The organism is Prevotella falsenii DSM 22864 = JCM 15124 (assembly GCF_000613945.1).
GTDB classification, from domain to species: Bacteria; Bacteroidota; Bacteroidia; order Bacteroidales; family Bacteroidaceae; genus Prevotella; species Prevotella falsenii.
On record NZ_BAJY01000010.1, the window covers coordinates 1 to 18,189 of the forward strand.

The 18,189-nt window shown below is 45.1% G+C and carries 12 protein-coding genes and 1 pseudogene; 8 read left to right on the plus strand and 5 right to left on the minus strand.

The genetic code is table 11. The features are described 5' to 3' along the window. The first annotated feature begins 405 nt into the window (after nucleotides 1-405). Both pflB and pflA read left to right on the plus strand, forming a co-directional pair. A complete protein-coding gene (pflB, locus tag JCM15124_RS05330; protein WP_024998597.1) occupies nucleotides 406-2,652 on the plus strand; it encodes a formate C-acetyltransferase in 2,247 nt (748 codons plus the stop codon). A 225-nt stretch (nucleotides 2,653-2,877) separates the two neighbouring features. Then, on the plus strand, nucleotides 2,878-3,669 hold the full coding sequence (pflA, locus tag JCM15124_RS05335) for a pyruvate formate-lyase-activating protein (protein ID WP_024998598.1): 792 nt from the start codon (nucleotides 2,878-2,880) through the stop codon (nucleotides 3,667-3,669). Between the two features lie 559 nt (nucleotides 3,670-4,228). Here the strand turns inward: pflA and JCM15124_RS05340 are convergent. After that, nucleotides 4,229-4,693 (minus strand): MaoC family dehydratase, encoded by a 465-nt coding sequence (locus tag JCM15124_RS05340; protein ID WP_024998599.1) that lies wholly within the window; start codon nucleotides 4,691-4,693, stop codon nucleotides 4,229-4,231. Between the two features lie 273 nt (nucleotides 4,694-4,966). Here JCM15124_RS05340 and JCM15124_RS05345 point away from each other — a divergent pair, with 273 nt between their 5' ends. After that, nucleotides 4,967-5,566, plus strand: a complete 600-nt coding sequence (locus JCM15124_RS05345) for a nitroreductase family protein (RefSeq protein WP_024998600.1) — start codon at nucleotides 4,967-4,969, stop codon at nucleotides 5,564-5,566. Nucleotides 5,567-6,063: 497 nt separating this feature from the next. Here JCM15124_RS05345 and JCM15124_RS05350 read toward each other — a convergent pair whose 3' ends face one another. Further along, the gene (locus JCM15124_RS05350) at nucleotides 6,064-7,503 is read right to left on the minus strand and encodes a leucine-rich repeat domain-containing protein (RefSeq protein WP_024998601.1); all 1,440 of its coding nucleotides are present in this window, start codon (nucleotides 7,501-7,503) and stop codon (nucleotides 6,064-6,066) included. A gap of 494 nt (nucleotides 7,504-7,997) precedes the next feature. Beyond that, nucleotides 7,998-8,975: a virulence RhuM family protein gene (locus tag JCM15124_RS05355; protein ID WP_024998602.1), complete on the minus strand. Its 978-nt coding sequence runs from the start codon at nucleotides 8,973-8,975 to the stop codon at nucleotides 7,998-8,000. A 432-nt stretch (nucleotides 8,976-9,407) separates the two neighbouring features. Here JCM15124_RS05355 and rbr point away from each other — a divergent pair, with 432 nt between their 5' ends. From rbr to JCM15124_RS05385, 5 genes are all read left to right on the plus strand, one after another. Beyond that, a complete protein-coding gene (gene rbr / locus JCM15124_RS05360) occupies nucleotides 9,408-10,061 on the plus strand; it encodes a rubrerythrin (protein ID WP_024998603.1) in 654 nt (217 codons plus the stop codon). A 561-nt stretch (nucleotides 10,062-10,622) separates the two neighbouring features. Beyond that, nucleotides 10,623-11,024: a DUF805 domain-containing protein gene (locus JCM15124_RS05365; protein ID WP_198019123.1), complete on the plus strand. Its 402-nt coding sequence runs from the start codon at nucleotides 10,623-10,625 to the stop codon at nucleotides 11,022-11,024. Nucleotides 11,025-11,072: 48 nt separating this feature from the next. Beyond that, nucleotides 11,073-13,178: an outer membrane beta-barrel family protein gene (locus JCM15124_RS05370; protein WP_024998605.1), complete on the plus strand. Its 2,106-nt coding sequence runs from the start codon at nucleotides 11,073-11,075 to the stop codon at nucleotides 13,176-13,178. Between the two features lie 322 nt (nucleotides 13,179-13,500). After that, nucleotides 13,501-13,920 (plus strand): hypothetical protein, encoded by a 420-nt coding sequence (locus tag JCM15124_RS14545; protein WP_156930672.1) that lies wholly within the window; start codon nucleotides 13,501-13,503, stop codon nucleotides 13,918-13,920. Beyond that, nucleotides 13,907-14,467: an RNA polymerase sigma factor gene (locus JCM15124_RS05385; RefSeq protein WP_232220094.1), complete on the plus strand. Its 561-nt coding sequence runs from the start codon at nucleotides 13,907-13,909 to the stop codon at nucleotides 14,465-14,467. The genes JCM15124_RS14545 and JCM15124_RS05385 overlap by 14 nt, the downstream gene beginning before the upstream one ends. A 735-nt stretch (nucleotides 14,468-15,202) precedes the next feature. Here the strand turns inward: JCM15124_RS05385 and nrdG are convergent. Together nrdG and nrdD are read right to left on the minus strand one after the other, a co-directional pair. Continuing rightward, nucleotides 15,203-15,670 (minus strand): anaerobic ribonucleoside-triphosphate reductase activating protein, encoded by a 468-nt coding sequence (gene nrdG / locus JCM15124_RS05395; protein WP_024998608.1) that lies wholly within the window; start codon nucleotides 15,668-15,670, stop codon nucleotides 15,203-15,205. 122 nt (nucleotides 15,671-15,792) lie between these two features. Next, nucleotides 15,793-17,891 (minus strand): annotated as a pseudogene (gene nrdD / locus JCM15124_RS13385) (anaerobic ribonucleoside-triphosphate reductase). Nucleotides 17,892-18,189: the final 298 nt, after the last annotated feature.

The following is an 18,189-nucleotide window of genomic DNA, read 5'->3' on the forward strand; positions in this document are numbered from 1 at the left end:
TTAACGTTTTAAGTAACGCTATAAGATTTTTATCGTGAAACAGGGGCGTTGCAAAAGAGCCGCTGCTTCTGCAATAAAGCAGAAAAAACGAATAAAGAAACAATAAGTTATAATACCTATAAATGGGCATGTGTATTGCTTGAAAGGGTTCGTTTTGCAAAGTGAAGATAGCATTTTGTAGGATAAGAAAATAGGCTTAATACCTAAAAGTAGGTACACAAAGGACGAAAACACCCCGTTTTTGCACATCTCGGAAAACATGTGCAACGCAAAATACCGATATGTAAGTATTGTCATAAATACGGAAAGAAAGTACCTTTGCAGCAGAAAAATCGAGAATTAATCAAACGACTTTGTGCCTTTCGAGGTGCTTGGTTACAAAATTCACTAAATTATAATACTGTTATGAGAGAAGAATGGAGAGGTTTCTCAGGCACCAAGTGGCTTGATGAAGTAAACATGCGTGAGTTTATTCAGGCAAACTATACCGGCTATGATGGCGATGCGGCATTTCTTGCAGAGCCAACAGAGGCAACCAACAAGCTTTGGGGCAAGCTAAAAGAACTCCAAAAGGAAGAGCGTGCCAAAGGCGGCGTTCTCGATATGGAAACAGAAGTAGTGTCAAGCATGACAGCTTACGGCGCAGGATATATCGACGAAAGCATGAAAGACCTTGAAAAGGTGGTGGGTTTGCAGACCGACAAGCCTTTGAAGCGTGCCTTTATGCCATACGGTGGTATCAAGATGGCAGAGCAGGCTTGCACCACATACGGTTATGAACCTTCTGAAAAGCTCCACGAAATCTTCACGAAATATTGCAAGACCCACAACGATGGTGTGTTCGACGCATATACGGAAGAAATGAAAATCGTGCGCCACAACCACATTCTTACAGGTCTTCCCGATACATACGGCCGCGGTCGTATCGTAGGCGACTATCGCCGTGTGGCTCTTTATGGTGTAGACTTCCTCATTGCAGAGAAGAAAAAGGACTTGATGAACTGCGGTTGCGGTGAAATGACAGAAGAAATAATCCGTCTGCGCGAAGAAATCTCAATGCAAATCAAGGCATTGAACGAGATGAAAGAAATGGCGAAGATTTACGGTTACGACATTTCAAACCCTGCAAACAATGCTCGCGAGGCTGTTCAGTGGCTCTACTTCGGCTACCTTTCAGCCATCAAGACACAGAACGGAGCCGCTATGTCGGTAGGCCGTATATCTACTTTCCTCGATATTTACATCAACCGCGACTTCCAAGAAGGCACATTGACCGAGACAGAAGCACAGGAACTTATCGACCATATCGTTATGAAGTTCCGCATGGTGAAGTTCGCTCGCATTCCTTCTTACAACCAACTCTTCTCCGGCGACCCTGTTTGGGCAACCCTCGAAGTAGCCGGTCTTGGCATGGACGGCCGTCATATGGTAACAAAGAACGACTTCCGTTTCCTTCACACATTGGAAAACATGGGTCCATCGCCCGAACCAAACCTCACAGTGCTCTATTCTCCTACGCTTCCTGAAGGCTTTAAGAAGTACGCTGCTAAGATTTCGGTCAAGACAAGCTCTATCCAATACGAGAACGACGAGGTGATGCGTCCTATCTGGGGCGACGATTACTCTATCTGCTGCTGCGTTTCTGCAACACAGACAGGTAAGGAAATGCAGTTCTTCGGTGCACGTGCGAACCTCGCAAAGTGCTTGACATACGCCATTAGCGGCGGTGTAGACCATAAAACACGCGAACAATGCGGTCCCGCACTGCGCCCAATAGAAGGCGACGTGGTAACTTACGAAGAGTTTATGCCTAAGTTCATGGATATGATGGAGTGGCTCACGGGTATTTATGTGAATACTTTGAACCTCATTCACTACATGCACGACAAGTATTTCTACGAAGCAGCCGAGCTTGCGCTTATCGATACCGACGTGCGCCGTACGTTCGCAACAGGTATTGCAGGCTTCAGCCACGTGGTAGACTCTATCTCTGCCATCAAGTATGCTAAGGTTAAGATTATCCGTGATGAGACCGGGTTCCCTCTCGAATTCGAGACTGAAGGGGAATTCCCACGCTATGGCAACGACGACGACCGTGCCGACGAAATTGCAGTATGGTTGCTAAAGACCTTTATGACAATGATTAGGAAGCACCACACCTACCGTAAATCTGAACCAACAACGAGTATCTTGACCATTACTTCTAATGTGGTTTACGGTAAGTACACACCTTGTATGCCTGACGGTCGCGCTTCGGGTGCGCCATTGGCTCCGGGTGCTAACCCATCTTACGGTGCAGAGCAGAACGGACTGTTGGCTTCGTTGAACTCGGTAGCGAAACTTCCTTACGAATATGCACTCGATGGCATTTCAAACACACAGACCATTGCTCCCGATACATTGGGCAAGGACGACGAAGAGCGCACAAACACGCTCGTTGGCGTGATGGACGGATACTTCAGCCGTGGTGCACACCACTTGAATGTAAACGTATTCGGTGTTGAAAAGCTCATCGACGCAATGGAACATCCGGAGAAAGAGGAGTACGCAAACTTCACTATCCGCGTCAGCGGCTACGCTGTGAAGTTCATCGACCTCACCCGCGAGCAGCAAGAAGATGTTATCGCACGTCGTGCTCACGGCAAGATGTAAACGATACACATTATATATATAAGAAGTAATTGGGCTGATAGGTTTAGCCCAATTACTTTTTTTACACTGACATATCATGGGTTTCGGCTTAGCCTGATAGTTTATTTAGGCTGAAATATCATGGCTTTCGGCTTAGCCCGATTTACTTTTTTTATATTGAAAACAGTATGGCTTGCGTGAGGATTTACTGATAATACACACGAAATAGCCAATCGCAAGAACATTATGGAAGAACAAATACCCACAATAGAATACAGTACGGAGAATACCGAACGTGCCGACGGCAAGAAACTTGCAAGGGTTCACTCCATCGAATCGTTCGGTTCGGTAGACGGTCCGGGCATTCGTTTCATCGTTTTCCTGAAAGGTTGCACCATGCGTTGCCGCTATTGCCACAATCCGGACACGTGGGATACGCATTCCGACCAACTGATGACAGCCGACGAACTCTTGGCGAAAGCCGTCCGCTTTAAAAGCTATTGGGGCACAAAAGGAGGAATAACGGTGAGTGGGGGAGAAGCGTTGTTGCAGATAGACTTCCTCGTCGAGTTCTTCCGCAAGGCAAAAGCACAGGGCATTCACACCTGTCTCGACACATCGGCACAGCCTTTCCGCCGTACCGGAGCGTTCTTCGCGAAGTTTGAAGAGCTGATGCAATACACCGACCTGCTGCTTTTCGACATTAAGCACATCGACTCCGACGAGCATAAAAAGCTGACGGGGTGGGGCAACGAGAACATTCTCGACTGCGCACGCTACCTCTCCGAAATAGGCAAACCCATTTGGATTAGGCACGTTCTTGTGCCCACGATAACCGATAAGGACGAGTATCTGCTGCGCTTGCGCGAGTTTATAGCCTCGCTGACGAACGTGGAGAAGATAGAAGTGTTGCCCTACCACACGCTCGGCATCTATAAATGGGAAAACCTCAACATGCCCTACACCCTGAAAGGAATACCCGAACCCACGCCCGAACGCGTGCAACATGCACAGCAGATATTGGAGGGAAAGGCGTAAAATCTGCTGATTAGGAAAGTTGAAATGGCGGACAAACCCGATTTTATCGTCAGAACAACCCTACCGAACCTGCAAAACTAAAATATTGATACAACGGAAAAACTTCGATAAACCAAGTATTTGGCTTATCGAAGTTTTTTTGTTTATCGTCGCAACGGACTGTCGTTCAGCCGGAAAATCAAAGTTTTCGTTCCGCCAAATCGGCAATGTTTAAACCCATTCAAACGTGAGTTCCCATGTAAGGAAAGTAGGTTTAAGCAAGCAATCTCGCAGATGTTTTCAAGCAAATCTTCTGATGAAGCAGTGAGCGTTTTGCAGTTTAATATTGTAAAGATAATTCTCTTAAAAAACGATAATTGCGTTTTGGCATTGCGAAAGCGTAGGTTTTGCAACGCAAAACCTACGCTTTTACCGTGCAAAACCTACGGTTTTGGAATGCAAAACAATAGGTTTTATAATGCTCTGATGTAGAGATAGTTACGCAACAGCTACGCTTGCGAAAAATATTTACGATTTTATTAACTTCTTTCCGTTCTTTTCTCGTTCCTCGAGAAAGCAGTTAATCGAAGTAATACAAGAAGGTAGCAACACCTTCCAAAGCAGGTTTGCGCTCGCCTTCAATCTCTATTTGGAACTTGATACCCGCCTTGCAGATGCCGCGCAAGTTATCGATGCTGTCGAGCGAAGCCACCAAACGAATGCGCGAACCTACGAGAACAGGGCGGCCGAAGCGCATTTTGTCCATACCATAGTTCACCATCATCTTCAGATTATGTACTTCCATAATCTGGTTCCACATGTGTGGCAGCAACGAAAGTGTAAGGTAGCCGTGTGCAATCGTGGTTTTGTAAGCACTTTCTTTCGCAGCACGCTCCGTGTCTACGTGTATCCACTGATGGTCTAAAGTAGCATCGGCAAAAAGGTTGATGCGCTCCTGATTGACTTCAACCCATTCGCTTTCGCCGAGTTTCTTGCCCAAATAACTTGCCAACTCTTCGTAGTTGTTTACTGTTAGTTTCTCCATTGTTTTCTCCTTATCTTTGTTTCTTGCCGACAAAGATACTAAAAAAGTTCCGAAATTCGTTATTTTTCCTCCCTCTTTCCTATAAATTCTGTTCAAACGATTGTATCTGTCAGCATATTGGCGATAGCACGACGAAACGTAAAAAAAGCACAAAATAATGCTCAAAAGTTCGTTATTTCAAGAAAATTTACCTATATTTGCTGTCGGGTTGCATAAGCAAACCTACGCCCATAGGTAAAGACGGGCTTATATAAACACAAAAATAAAAAGATTATGACAAAGAATTTTCAGGAAGCAATGGCGCACCGCCGTTCGTATTATGTATTGGAAGACAAATCACCCATCAGCGATAACGAAATCGTAGAAATAGTAAAGCAAGCCGTTAAGCACGTGCCGTCGGCTTTCAACAGCCAGTCTACACGTGTTGTTGTGTTGCTGCACGACAAGCACAAGAAGGTTTGGGACATCACGAAAGAAATTTTAAAGGACATGATGCCCGCCGAAGCCTTTGAAAACACCAAGGAAAAAATTGAAACGAGCTTTCAAAACGGCTACGGCACACTGCTTTTCTACGAAGACCAAGCACCCGTTAAGGCACTCCAAGAGCAATTCCCACTCTATAAACAGAACTTTCCCGTATGGTCGGAGCATACCAATGCCATGCACCAGTTTGCCATTTGGACAATGCTCGAAGACGCCGGCTTCGGCGTAAGCGTGCAGCATTACAATCCGATTATCGACGAAAAGGTGGCAGAAACATTCAACATTCCTGCCGATTGGAAACTCATTGCCCAAATGCCATTCGGTATTCCGGGGGCAGAACCGGGAGAAAAAGAATATCAACCCCTCGAAAACAGAGTCCTCGTTCCGTAAGAACAGAGCAACCTGTCTATATGACAGAAGGTTGGCAACCGATGCACCGCTATCGCTTGCCGACCTTTTTTGTGCTCTCAGCAAATCCCCTTGACCTTGTAAAAATTATTCCGTTAAACAGCAATAATTGCGTTTTGGCATTGCGAAAGCGTAGGTTTTGCGATGCAAAACAGCCGCTTTTACCGTGCAAAACCTACGCTTTCGCTTAGCCAAACAATAGGTTTTGCAATGCGCTGATAGCGAGATGGTTAAGCGAGAGATATGCTTTTGAATAATATTTATACTTTTATGGGCTTATAAAAATATAGGAGACGAAACGCAAAGTTTCGTCCCCTATGCCTTTTTTGCTATGTTTCCGTTCCGCTCAAACAGCCTTGCAGCGTCTTCGAGCACATTTGGGAAGGCTCTTCTTGCTATGTTTTCTCTTCGTTCAAACAGCACCGATGCGGTCTGTTATAACTTGAATGGGCAGTCCGTGTAACTGCTGTTGTTATGCTTTATAGCAATATCTTGTACACAGCATTGCCGATACGGACGACGTAAATACCGCTTTCGGGTATTTGCAGGGTGTGCGAAGCTGTGAGATAACCTTGCGCTATCGTTGCGCCCGCTATGCTGCAAACAGAGTAACGAACGGGAGAAGCGAGCCTTACCGGCAGTTCGATGACCAATTTGCCGTCTTTTCCGTACACCTTATATGGCTCGTTGCTGCCCATTTGAGGGGTTTCTATCCCTGCAGGGAGTTTGCTTGTTTCAATGAAATTGGTGAAATAGTCCCAGCCGGCAGCTTTCCGATACTTCTCTGCCGACCCGATTGGAACATAAATAGGTATGCCTTTCGGAGCAGAACCGGCGAAAGGATTTATATCCTGAGTAAATTTCTGTGGGTCTATCGTACACACAGGGGGCGTTTCGGCGAGGGCATAGATTTTCTTCAAGCCTTGAATGTGTCTGAACGGAGCACCTTCGAGATACTTTACGGTAGAGGGCAGCACGATGGAATCTGCCAGACAATCCTCAAAGGCAAGTGCTTCTATACGTTCTAATCCGTACGGAAGGGCTATTTTCAGTTTCTCGCAGTGTCTGAAAGTCTCTCTTTTAACGGTTCTTACGTTTGCAGGGATTTCGACATCTTCCAGTTCTCTGCACATACAGCATAAGCCTTCGGGAATCTCGGTAAGCCCTTTGGGCAGCACAACCCGCTTTAACTTGTGGTTGTCGTATAATGCATTTTTACCCAATCTCTTTACCGAATTAGGCAGAATAAGTTCTTTGAACGACGAACTGCCTAAGCCCATGATGCCGATACTGTCGAGTCCTTCGGGTAAAATCAGTTCCGATATATACGTATTGTTAAACGCTGCGTTTGAAATGGTTTTGATTGTAGAGGGCAAAACCACCGCCTTTACTTTGGAAGCATAAAGGAAACAATGGGAGGGTATTTCGGTTACGCCTTCAGGAAACACAATCGGATTGATGTCAAGCCACTTGTCTAAATAGAAACAACCTTCTCCCAGCTTCTTCAAAGATGAAGGAATATTGACCTTGCGCAGTGTCAGGTTAGCGAAAGCAAAGTCGCCAAACTCTGTAATATCATCGGGAAGGATAACTCGGTCAATATCCAAGTAGTAGCCGGCCGATGCCAATTCTCTGTCGGCGAAGCCACAATAGGGTATCTTATGGTTCTCTACTTGCGCATATTGCAGGTTGATGATGCGCAAGATGCCGTATCTTGCACAACGCACCATCGTCTTAAAGTCGGTTTCATTGATAGGTCCGTGCACAATCAGCGAATCTGTCTTGTTCCACTTATCGCCCAAGACTTGCTCCAATTCTCCGTACTTGCTCACTCTCGCATCGAGGAAATAGGCTTGTCCACATACTTTTTGAGAACAGGCAAACACAAATGGCAACAACAAAAGTATTATTCTTCTCATAATCGTTTAGCGTTAAATTAGAAATATGTTATATATGCCTTAGATTGCAAAAGTAGAGATTAAATCTGACAATTCCAAATTTATGTATATTTTTTTTAACTAAATCATAGCTTTAGTTGGTCTTTATCGCCTGTTCGTAGTTTTATGTTGGTTCGGCAAGGAAATTGCTTTGTTTTTGTAAAGGTAATTCTGATGAAAAACGATAATTTCGATTTGGCGTTGCAAAAGCGTAGGTTTTGCGATACAAAACAGCCGCTTTCACCGTGCAAAACCTACGCTTTCGCAACGCCAAACAATAGGTTTTGCAATGCGCCGGTAGCTAATGGGTTACGCAATAGATATGCTTTTGAAGAATATTTATACTTTTATAGGTTTATATAAACATAGGAGACAAAGCGTAAAGTTTCGTCCCCTATGCTTTGTTTGCTGTGGCAAATGTTCCCGTTTTCGTTGGATATAGCAGAAAAACAGCTTTACATACGAATGGCTACCAACTATTTTATATTCCCCAATCGTTTGATAGAGTTGAGGTAATCTTGCTCCACATCGCTGACAGTACGCTGCTTATACTTGCGATATTCGTTTGTTGCGTGCTCCATTGCTTCGGTGTGCGACACCTTTCCGGCATCTTTCAGAAGCTGTTCGCCCGACATTGTGAGTATTCTGTCTAAGTAGTTTGCCCAGTCTTCCATCGTCATGGGCTGCTCGCGCTCAGCCTGTCGCTCGGCAAAATCCAAATATCCGGACACTAATTGTCCCATTGCCCGAAGCTCTTTGTTGTTCAGATAGTTTTTGGCTGTACGTGCTTCAAGCAGCGTTGGTTGGTTTCCTTTAAAGGTAAGCAACCCCATAAAGTCCTTTTCGGCGTCGGCACGCTCTACTATCAGCTCGGCTGCGGTATGCCCATGAATAGCATAATGTATTTTATTCTGCACCTTTTGGAAGAATATTTGCGATACGGAAGCACGTGGGTCGTAGTCGATACTGGTTGCGTAAATTTCCAATACCTGCCGATAGAGTACCTTTTCGGTTGCCCGAATATCGCGAATACGGTCTAAAAGCTCTTTCCAATAGCTGCCTCCGCCAAGCTTTTTCAGTCTGTCGTCGTCGATTGTAAATCCTTTGGTGATGTATTCTTTCAGGCGTTGTGTTGCCCATTGGCGAAAGCGAGTAGCTATGATGCTGCGCACACGATACCCCAAAGCAATAATCATATCAAGGTTATAGAAGGTGGTCAGGTACATCTTACCGTCCGCAGCAGCTGTTCGGAATTTCCGAACAACTGAGTTTTCCTGCAGTTCCTCCTCTTCAAATATATGCTTTATGTGTTCACTTACATTCGATTTGCTCGTTTGATATAAGCTGCATAGCTGTGCTTGCGTAAGCCATAAGGTTTCATCTTCAAGCCTTACGTCTAACTTTGTCGAGCCACTTTCGTCTGTATAGATGATTATTTTATTCTTTTCTTCCATATCAACTACTAACCATTAGCACCTAACGATAATGTTTTTACGTTTATAGAGTATTAAATTTCTCCTACAAAGGTAGCATTTTTATCGGACATAAACGAAGATTTTTCAAGCTATTTTATGTCTGTGCAAAGTGCGGGGGAGGTTCTGATACTGTGCCTTTTGTGTGCTGTGTACTTTATTTAGCCACTGTCTAAACATAGCAGTTTGGCGAAAAATAGTTGCAAATTGTTACTTGTTGCAATATATATTTCGTACTTTTGCAACACGAACAAGATACATTGGATTTATTCCAACAAGGTAAAAGGATTATGAAATAAGGGCGAAAAAGAAGAAAAACTGCGTCTGTTCCGTTTTAAAAAAGTAATAATGGTATTAAGGAACGACCCGGTTGCTCGCGAACAAAGATACATTTAATATAAAAACAAAAACATTATGAAGAAGACATTTATTTGCACCGTTTGTGGCTACATGCACGAAGGAACGGAAGCACCCGCCGAATGCCCCGTTTGCCACGTAAAGGCTGACAAGTTCAAAGAGTTTAACGGTGCAGCCCTGAAGGGTACAAAGACCGAAGCCAACCTTATGGCAGCGTTTGCCGGAGAAAGTCAGGCACGCATGAAGTACGACTATTATGCCGGTCAGGCACGCAAGGACGGCTACGAGCAGATTGCGGCTCTCTTTGAAGAAACCGCCATCAACGAGCGCATGCACGCCAAGTTGTGGTTCAAGTTCTTGCACGATGCCGGCATTCCGGGTACGGAGCAGAACCTTAAAGATGCTGCTGACGGCGAAAACTACGAGTGGACCGATATGTACGATGCTATGGCTAAGGATGCTATGGAAGAGGGTTTCCCCGAATTGGCAGTTAAGTTCCGCACCGTTGGAGCTATCGAGAAGAAGCACGAGGAGCGTTATCGCAAACTGTTGAAGAACATCGAAGACAAGGCTGTGTTTGCTAAAGACGGTTCGGCTATTTGGCAATGTCGCCAGTGCGGGCACATTGTTGTAGGCAAACAAGCCCCCGAAGTGTGTCCGGTTTGTGCACACCCACAGAGTTTCTTCCAAGTAAAAGCCGAGAACTACTAATCGTCCGATGCGACGAAAGTGCGATGCCGATGTTCCGATTTCTCACGTTTCGGACGGTCGGTTCATCGCAAAGGAAACAAAAAAGCGAAACGCTGCATACGGCGTTTCGCTTTTCTTGTTTTCTAAAAACAATTCCGAAGAAAAACGTCAGTATCGTTTTTGCATCGCAAAACAGCCGCTTTTACCGTGCAAAACCTACGTTTTCGGGACGCCAAACAATAGGTTTTGCAATGCGCTGATAGCGAGGTGATTATGTAATAGATACGCTTCTGAAAAATATTTATAGTGTTTTCGTCTGCTTTCCGCCTGTAAAATAAGAAAACTTTTTTCTGTTTATAGAATAATAAAGTTATACGATTATTCCTCTATTGAAAAAGCTTTGACAGATGGACAACTGTTGAAGCGAACATTGATATTGGTATGTGTTCTTGCACTTACATAGCTGCAAGTGAATTGATTTGCTGTCGAAGTAAATCGGTAGACAAAATATACTTCCTTTAAAATATTTCTTTTTCTCATTTGTCTTACCAATAGAATATGTTGAATTTTAAAGAAAAAGAAATGAAAAGATTTAGTTTTTATATGCACTGCCTCAAGGAAGGACTTCTGCGCGTATGGCGTAATAAGTTCAATATGAAGGGTTGTTGCCCTCGTTCCGACTACTGGTGGTCGATGGCAGGGCTATGGGGCATTATCCTATTAACCGCTTTTTTCCCACCTATTAGCATCTTGGTGTTTACCGCAACGATACCACTCACCGTACAACGCTTGCACGATACAGGCAAAAACGGGAGCTGGCTGGCAGGCGCACTTGCCGTTATATTCACCACGCGAATTGCCGCCCGACTGCTTGGGGCTTGTCTGCCCGCAACCATAGCAATGACGTGTATATCGGTTATGGCACTCTGCGGACTGGTCTACCTGCTCTGTCAGGGAAGTATTCCTAATACCGTAAATTCTTAAAACAGAACGAAAATCGAATAATATAATTAAAGAAAACAGATAAAAATAATGAAAAAGATAGCGACAATATGCGCAACCGCAATGATAACCATCGGCGGTTACGCCCAAACCGCCATACGGCAAGACAGTCTACCCGACAGTATTTTCAAGACAATGGAGTTGGAAGAAGTTGTTGTAAAGGCGCGCCTACCGAAAGGAAAGCACGTGGAAGGAGGCACAGCTTACAACATTGCAGCCACCGACCTGCGTAAAGTGGGGACGGCAACAGATGTACTGGCACTTATCCCGACACTCAAGAAGAAGCTCAACGGCACGTTTGAGGTAGTGGGTAAAGGGGCACCGGTCATCTATATTGACAATAGGAAAGTCTACGACCTCGCAGAACTGACCCGACTGAAAGCAAGCGAGCTGAAGAATATCGAACTGCTTACGCAACCGGGAGCAAAATACGATGCTTCGATGGGTGTTGTCGTTCGTGTCAATACGCTTCGAAAGAAAGAAAACGGCATTGGCATCAACGCATCGACAGCACTACAATACAGTGGCAGAACAAGCAACGAACAGCAGTTGGGGCTCGACTGGCAACACGGCAAAGTGGAAATATTTGGCAACGTACGCTATTCCGACAGCCGCTCAACCGAGGACGGCACAACCCTGATAGATACACGGGTGGCAGGTAGGAACCGGCATCAGAATGCACTGTCTTTAGACCGTCATGTCGCACAGACTTACTCCGCTCAAACCGGTGTAGCATGGCAATTATCCAAGAAACATTCCATGGGCGTGATGTATGAAATGACAGCCGCCCCTTACACCGTGGTACGAAGTCTGAATACCACCGACCTGACACAGGACAACCTGCCCCACGACCGTCTTGTTACGCACGACGACACCCGCAGCCGTACCTATCCTACACATCACACCAATCTTTATTATATCGGAAAGGTGGGTAAGATGGAGTTGGATATGAACTACGATTTTCTCTTCGGACGCAGCAGCAGTAGAGAAACCGTTGCCGAAACCAGTCTTATTGCCCTGCCTGAAAACCTGTCAGCCAACAGCAGAGACCGCAATATTATGCACGCCGTGCGACTGTCGGCTGCCTATCCTGTTTGGAAAGGAATGTTTTCCGCAGGCATGGAGTACACGAATACGCTCCGTCGGTCGGCTTCAAGCGGCTACGAAGGTGTGATAGAACCCTCTGACGACAAGATAAAAGAACGCAACATGGCGTGGTTTGCCGACTACAACTTGCGATTGAATGCAACCACAATCGGCATGGGCGTGCGCTATGAGCACGTGGATTACAACTTCTATTCCTTTGTAACAAAACGCACGAACCTATCGCGACTGTATCACAATCTGTTCCCATGCTTGTCTGTCAATACGCTTATTGGCAACGCTCACGTGGCTGTCAGTTATCGGGTGCGTACCGTTCGCCCTCGCTATCAGATGCTAAGCAGTGCCGTGAACTACGGCAATCGGTACGTTTATATGGAGGGAACGCCCGAATTGCAGCCAACTTTCATTCATACCATTGGCATGAATGCTTCGTGGAAAGACCTGAGCGGAGGTATAGACCTGAACCATTATAAGGACGATATATTCCTAACCGTCGGTCAGAAGGCAGACAACGCAGAGATAACGCTTAACAAGTTTTCCAACTTCAGAAGCCGTAACGAGCTGTCATTGAGACTCACTTACGCTCCCACCATTGGTTGGTGGAAACCCGAACTGACGGTGGTCGGCACTACACAATGGCTCCGTCTTACGCCCGATATGGGGCAGATAAATAAGAATGGAACAGTTTTCGACCTGCAATGGAGTAACAGTTTCTCGCTTCCTGCCGACATAACGCTGCGCATAGATGGAGAATTTGCTACCAAAGGCAACACCAAGAACATCTACCGCCGCTCAAACGGATTTGTGAACGTAAGCGCAACGCGTGGATTTGCCAACGAACGATGGAACGTTTTGCTCGAAATCAACGACCTGTTCCATACCCGTCGCGAAGGAATGGACATCAACTACCTGCAGCGCATGACGAAAACCGACAGTCGAAACGTTAAACTGACCGTCAGCTACCGTCTCCACGCACGCCAGAATAAGTATAAAGGCAAGGGAGCAGGCGTAGATGAGCGGAATCGTTTTTAAATAAAAGTTAAATTATTACTATGCCTTAAAATATATTTTCATCAAGATTGTCTTACTTATAGAAGCAAAACAAAAACGGCAATATGATGTTTACATCAACTGCAATGGCATGCAAGGGGTTGCCGATAATCTGCGTTGTCAGTACAAAACAGAAGTTGGAAACAAAAAACAAATATACCTCCGGCGATGGCTTCTACTATAATTATGACAGATAAATTAGAAACAGAATATAAAACGGTGCAGCATCATAATTCGTGTATTATGCTTACCTTTGCAATTATCGGCACGAAAACGTCGGTGCTGCACCATAAACAAAAAGAACATGAGAAAGTATTTTTTATTTATCCCGGTATCAATATTGGCTGTTACAGCCTTGTTCGCTCTATGTGTAATGCTTCTTTGGAACTGGCTTCTGCCTGTCCTTTTCGGCTTACCGATAATTACATTTTGGCAATCATTGGGTTTACTCCTGCTCTGTAAGCTGCTTTTCGGAGGTTTCGGTGCCCACCGCTATGCACGCTACGACAGATTCAGGCACGGCGAACATGAGTCCGATACGAACGAGGGCTTTGATGGCAGAACGAGAAACAATCCTATCCGCGAGCGTTGGAAGAACATGAGCGAAGAAGAACGCCGTTGGTTCATGAGCCGCCATAAACGCACGTTCTCCGGTGGAATAGATGGAGCAATAAAGAAGACAGAAGACGAGAACGGCAACGATGACGATAATGAGCGACAGTAGTAAAAAACTCAATGCACTCATCGAAGAGAACGAGCCACGACTCCGTCGCTTTGTCAGGAGCCGTGTGAGCAATCGTGATGATGCTAACGACATTGTTCAAGACACGTTCTTTCGGTTGGTTAAGACTGTAGAGATGGTTGAGACACCCATCGAGCAGGTTTCTTCGTGGCTCTTCTCCGTAGCGCGCAACCTTATTATAAACAAAGGGAAAAAGAAACGTGAGGTTTCCTTACCCGAAACAACTTACGATGATAACGATAACGTGTTGAGCGATTTCTCCGACCTTCTGTCAGCCGATAGCGACAATATTCCCGACATAGCCTATCTCCGTTCGCTTGTCTGGGCTGAACTCGATAATGCCCTTTTAGAACTCCCCGATGAACAGCGTACTGCGTTTGTTCTCACAGAGATGGAAGGACTCAGTAGCAAGGAGGCTGCCGAGAAAATGGGGAGCACCCTCAATACTTTTCTTTCGCGTAAGCATTATGCTGTTAAAGCCATAAGAAAAAGGTTACACAGGCTTTACACAGAACTTATCGAAGAATAATTCAGATACTATCTTATACCGCATTGTTGCTTGTATCTTGTTTTTGGGGAGAATGAAACTAATTATGTTATGCTTGAATAGCCCAAAAATGGATAAGATAAGAGGAACACAATAATTCGGGCTCTCCTATGATAGCTAAATGGTTGTGTGTAAAAATCCCTTTAACTTTGTAAAAACAATTCCGAAGAAAAACGTCAGTAGCGTTTTGGCATTGAGAAAGCGGCTGTTTTGCATCGCAAAACAGCCGCTTTTACCGTGCAAAACCTACGCTTTCGGAACGCCAAACAATAGGTATTGCAATGTGTTGATAGAAAGATGGTTACACGGAAGTTGCCGTTTGAATAAATCCTTACGGTTTTATTGCCTTCTTTTAGTCCGAGTTTTCTAATAAAAATGCTCCAACTTTATGGTTAATTCTTAATTTCTAAGTAAGAAAATACCGATATGAAGCATTGCCTATTGGTGCTCGCCAATCTTGCAAACGATGTATGCAAATCACAAAAACGCACATTAAATCACCGCAAAAGTGCACATCGAAATGCCACAAAAACGCACATTGAAACACCACAAAAGTGCACATTGAAATGCCACAAAAACGCACATTATGTTGTTTAATCAATTATATATATGTATATTTGCAGTGTTTTTCTAAGCATTAGAGTATATGGCGACCACTTTGCATTGGCTTTTTCTTTGCTTTCCAATGCAGCAATGTGGGTGGCTGAAGGCAGGTTTTTACTTCTTCCAAAACAAGTTTGTAATGTCGTTCATTTCTTTTCCGTTCGTTATCCGATACATGCGCTGGTTGGTGCGACGGCTGTCCAATCCGCCCAAATGACGAATGTAAGGACCTATTTTGATGTAGTCGAAGTGGGGCAGGTGAATGGCAGGCGACAGCGTGGTGCGCCCTGTGTACCACCCAACTTTCAGTTCGGTATGGTGCGTCCGCATGTATGCCGCCAAGCGGTCGATGCCTTCGGGTTCGGCATCGCCCCCCATGAAACCTATGCACGTGATGCGCTCGCCGTTTTCAGCCAGCATCTGCTCTATTGCTTCGGTTGTCAGAGGGTTGCCAACATCTTTCCAAAGAAAGGTGCTGTGGCAGCCCGGGCAGCGGCAAGGGCAATTTGAAAGGTTGATTGCCAGCGTTACCTCGTTGGGAAACTCTTGGAAAACAATGTCGGTGTCTACAAATTTAAGCATCGGAAAAAGTGGTATTAATAATGGTGTGCACACTGCTTAAGCGCAGTATGCACACACTCTCAACGAAAATATAAATCCTTGAAGATATTCAAAGCATCTCCAACGTTCCTCACGCCTGAGGGTTATACAGTGTATTTCTCTTTTGTTGCATAGTAGCGTTTGCCTGCTTCTACCTGTCGGGCAGCCGAGAAGTTGCTCACACGCTTCATGTATCCGATGACGCGTGTTAGGTAATCGACGTTCTCAGAGTGGCAATGCGGGCATTCTTTCAAGTTGCGTTTGTCGATATGTCCGCACTCGTTGCATATCGTGTTCGGTATGTTGAACGTGAAGTAGTTGCACCCTTCTTCGGCAGCCACGCGCATAAGCTGTCGATATTGTGGTTGCGAAAGGTGTTCGTCGAGGTTCATGTGCAGTGCCGAACCACCCGTAAGGTGTTCGATGTAGGGCGCACCGTGCAGACGGAACTTGTCGAGAATGGTGAGCGAAGTGTCTTCTACGCGATAGAAATAGCTGTTGTAGCAGTCGCGCGGCACGAAATATCCGTCGGCTTTGTCCCACTTTGCGTGCTTTACACCCACGTTTTCGGCAGGTATCATCTCGCAGTTGAACATGGCTTCCTTGGTTCGGTATTGCTTGTTAAAGGCTTCAATCAGTCCTAAAACTCCTTGCACGAACTCCTTATACTCGTTGTTCGGCGTAATGTCCAAGCCCATAAACTCGGCTGATTCCACCAGTCCGTTGATACCGATGGTGAGGTATTGACGGTCGATGTTGATGTAACCGGCATCGAAGAGTGGCAACATGTGGTGGTGCAGAAGGTCTTTCAGGTTCTCGTTGTACGCCAATTGCACTTTGTGGCATAGGTCGATGACGTGCGATAAGTATTCTTTGTAGTCAATGTTCTTGTTTACAGCGTATTGTATGCAGCGGTTCAAGTTGATGGTGAGCACACTCTTCGAGCCTGTAGATACACCTCCTGCGCCGAGCGTGTACGAGAAACCGTTGTCTTGAATTTCGTTGCGAAGACGGCAGCACGAACTCAACGAGTCGGCATTGTCGCTCATATACGTAAAGAAACTGTGTCCGTCGGCATACATCTGTGCAGCAAAGTCAGCCCATTCCGTATCCCGGCATTCTCCGTTTTCAGAGAGCAGAGCCATCGTTTCTACCGGGAAAGTGAGCACAGCCTTGGTGCGTTCTTGGTTAAACCACTTCATAAAGCGTTTCTGCAACCACGATACGCCTTCCCAATCGGGCTGCGAACCGTCCGGGAAATAGAAGTTTCCGAAGAGCGATTCAAAATAGAATTTGTCGTAGTAAGATATGTTCCAGAACACAGCCTGATAGTTTCGTGCGCCTGTCGGTTGGTTGAGAGAGTAGACAATCTGCTCGAAAAAGTCGGTGATAATTTTGTCGATGGTGCGCTGTTTCAGGCTTAAATCCACCACTTTGTCGGGGTTTTGCCAATAGTCTTTGCCGTATTCCTGCTGTATAAAGTAGTTCATGTACATAAGAAACTCCGGTGTTGCGCATGCGCCTGCCAACATACTGGATACCATGAACACCATGTTGATGAAGCCTCCGCAGAAGCTTTTAAGTTGGTAGGTGCGGTAGAGTTTCCTCCTATCGACGATGTGCCGCCGATAAGCCATGGGTACATTGTGATAGAAGCGCAATAGTTGGCAAGGTTGGTCTCGTCGTTCTTATATATAAAGTGGTGTGTCAGCAAGTGTATATATTCGTCGGAAAGTTCTTTGCCATACATTTTCTTGATGCGGTCGGTAAGCAATCGGCGGTTCAGACGAATGAAACCCTGCTTTGGAAGTTCGCCTATGAGGGTGGCAATGTTTTTGTTTTCCACGTTGGCGTTGGCGTCGAACTTCGAGCCGGTGGCTGCATTCTGGGCATGGCAATAGTCTGTCAGGAAGCGCATCTTCTCCAATACCTCTCTGTCTTCGCTGTGCTGGTGCCGATAAACAATGAAACTTTTAGCCACGTGGTAGTGTCCTTCCTTCATCAATGCTTCTTCTACTTGGTTCTGAATGTCCTCCACCTTTATGTCATCGTGGATTTTAATGTTCGAGAGAACTTTAGAAACTGTGCCGAGGTCGGTGGGTTCGCCTACGCTGTCGAATGCCTTTATGATGGCATTCATGATTTTGTCGAGCGAGAAACGGTCCTTGGAACCGTCGCGTTTAGTGATGGTGAAATTCTTCATTTTTTCTTTTTAGTATATCCTTATTACTTTTTTATGTTAATAGTATCTTTACTATGTTCTTGTTTTTGAATATCGGAATATGTGTTTTGGTAAACTTTATCCTCTGCAAAGATATAAAAAAGAAAACGAATAACAACTACTTTTTGCAGCAAAAAATATCTGTCTTTTTAGCGCGGATTGTTTGTTTTATGATTTAATATATTGTAAATCAGAGAACTAAAATTTTTCTTTAAAGATAATATTATTATCTTATTTAGAAAAAACGGAAGAGTAACAACAAGGCAAAAGCGATGTTTGT

What these genes read in the sequence shown, in the direction of transcription:
- nrdG (WP_024998608.1), bottom strand. Translation starts at nt 15,670, where the DNA reads ATGCTTAAATTTGTAGACACCGACATTGTTTTCCAAGAGTTTCCCAAC.
- JCM15124_RS05345 (WP_024998600.1), top strand. Translation starts at nt 4,967, where the DNA reads ATGACAAAGAATTTTCAGGAAGCAATGGCGCACCGCCGTTCGTATTAT.
- JCM15124_RS05340 (WP_024998599.1), bottom strand. Translation starts at nt 4,693, where the DNA reads ATGGAGAAACTAACAGTAAACAACTACGAAGAGTTGGCAAGTTATTTG.
- rbr (WP_024998603.1), top strand. Translation starts at nt 9,408, where the DNA reads ATGAAGAAGACATTTATTTGCACCGTTTGTGGCTACATGCACGAAGGA.
- JCM15124_RS05350 (WP_024998601.1), bottom strand. Translation starts at nt 7,503, where the DNA reads ATGAGAAGAATAATACTTTTGTTGTTGCCATTTGTGTTTGCCTGTTCT.
- JCM15124_RS05370 (WP_024998605.1), top strand. Translation starts at nt 11,073, where the DNA reads ATGAAAAAGATAGCGACAATATGCGCAACCGCAATGATAACCATCGGC.
- pflB (WP_024998597.1), top strand. Translation starts at nt 406, where the DNA reads ATGAGAGAAGAATGGAGAGGTTTCTCAGGCACCAAGTGGCTTGATGAA.
- JCM15124_RS05365 (WP_198019123.1), top strand. Translation starts at nt 10,623, where the DNA reads ATGAAAAGATTTAGTTTTTATATGCACTGCCTCAAGGAAGGACTTCTG.
- pflA (WP_024998598.1), top strand. Translation starts at nt 2,878, where the DNA reads ATGGAAGAACAAATACCCACAATAGAATACAGTACGGAGAATACCGAA.
- JCM15124_RS05355 (WP_024998602.1), bottom strand. Translation starts at nt 8,975, where the DNA reads ATGGAAGAAAAGAATAAAATAATCATCTATACAGACGAAAGTGGCTCG.
- JCM15124_RS05385 (WP_232220094.1), top strand. Translation starts at nt 13,907, where the DNA reads ATGAGCGACAGTAGTAAAAAACTCAATGCACTCATCGAAGAGAACGAG.
- JCM15124_RS14545 (WP_156930672.1), top strand. Translation starts at nt 13,501, where the DNA reads ATGAGAAAGTATTTTTTATTTATCCCGGTATCAATATTGGCTGTTACA.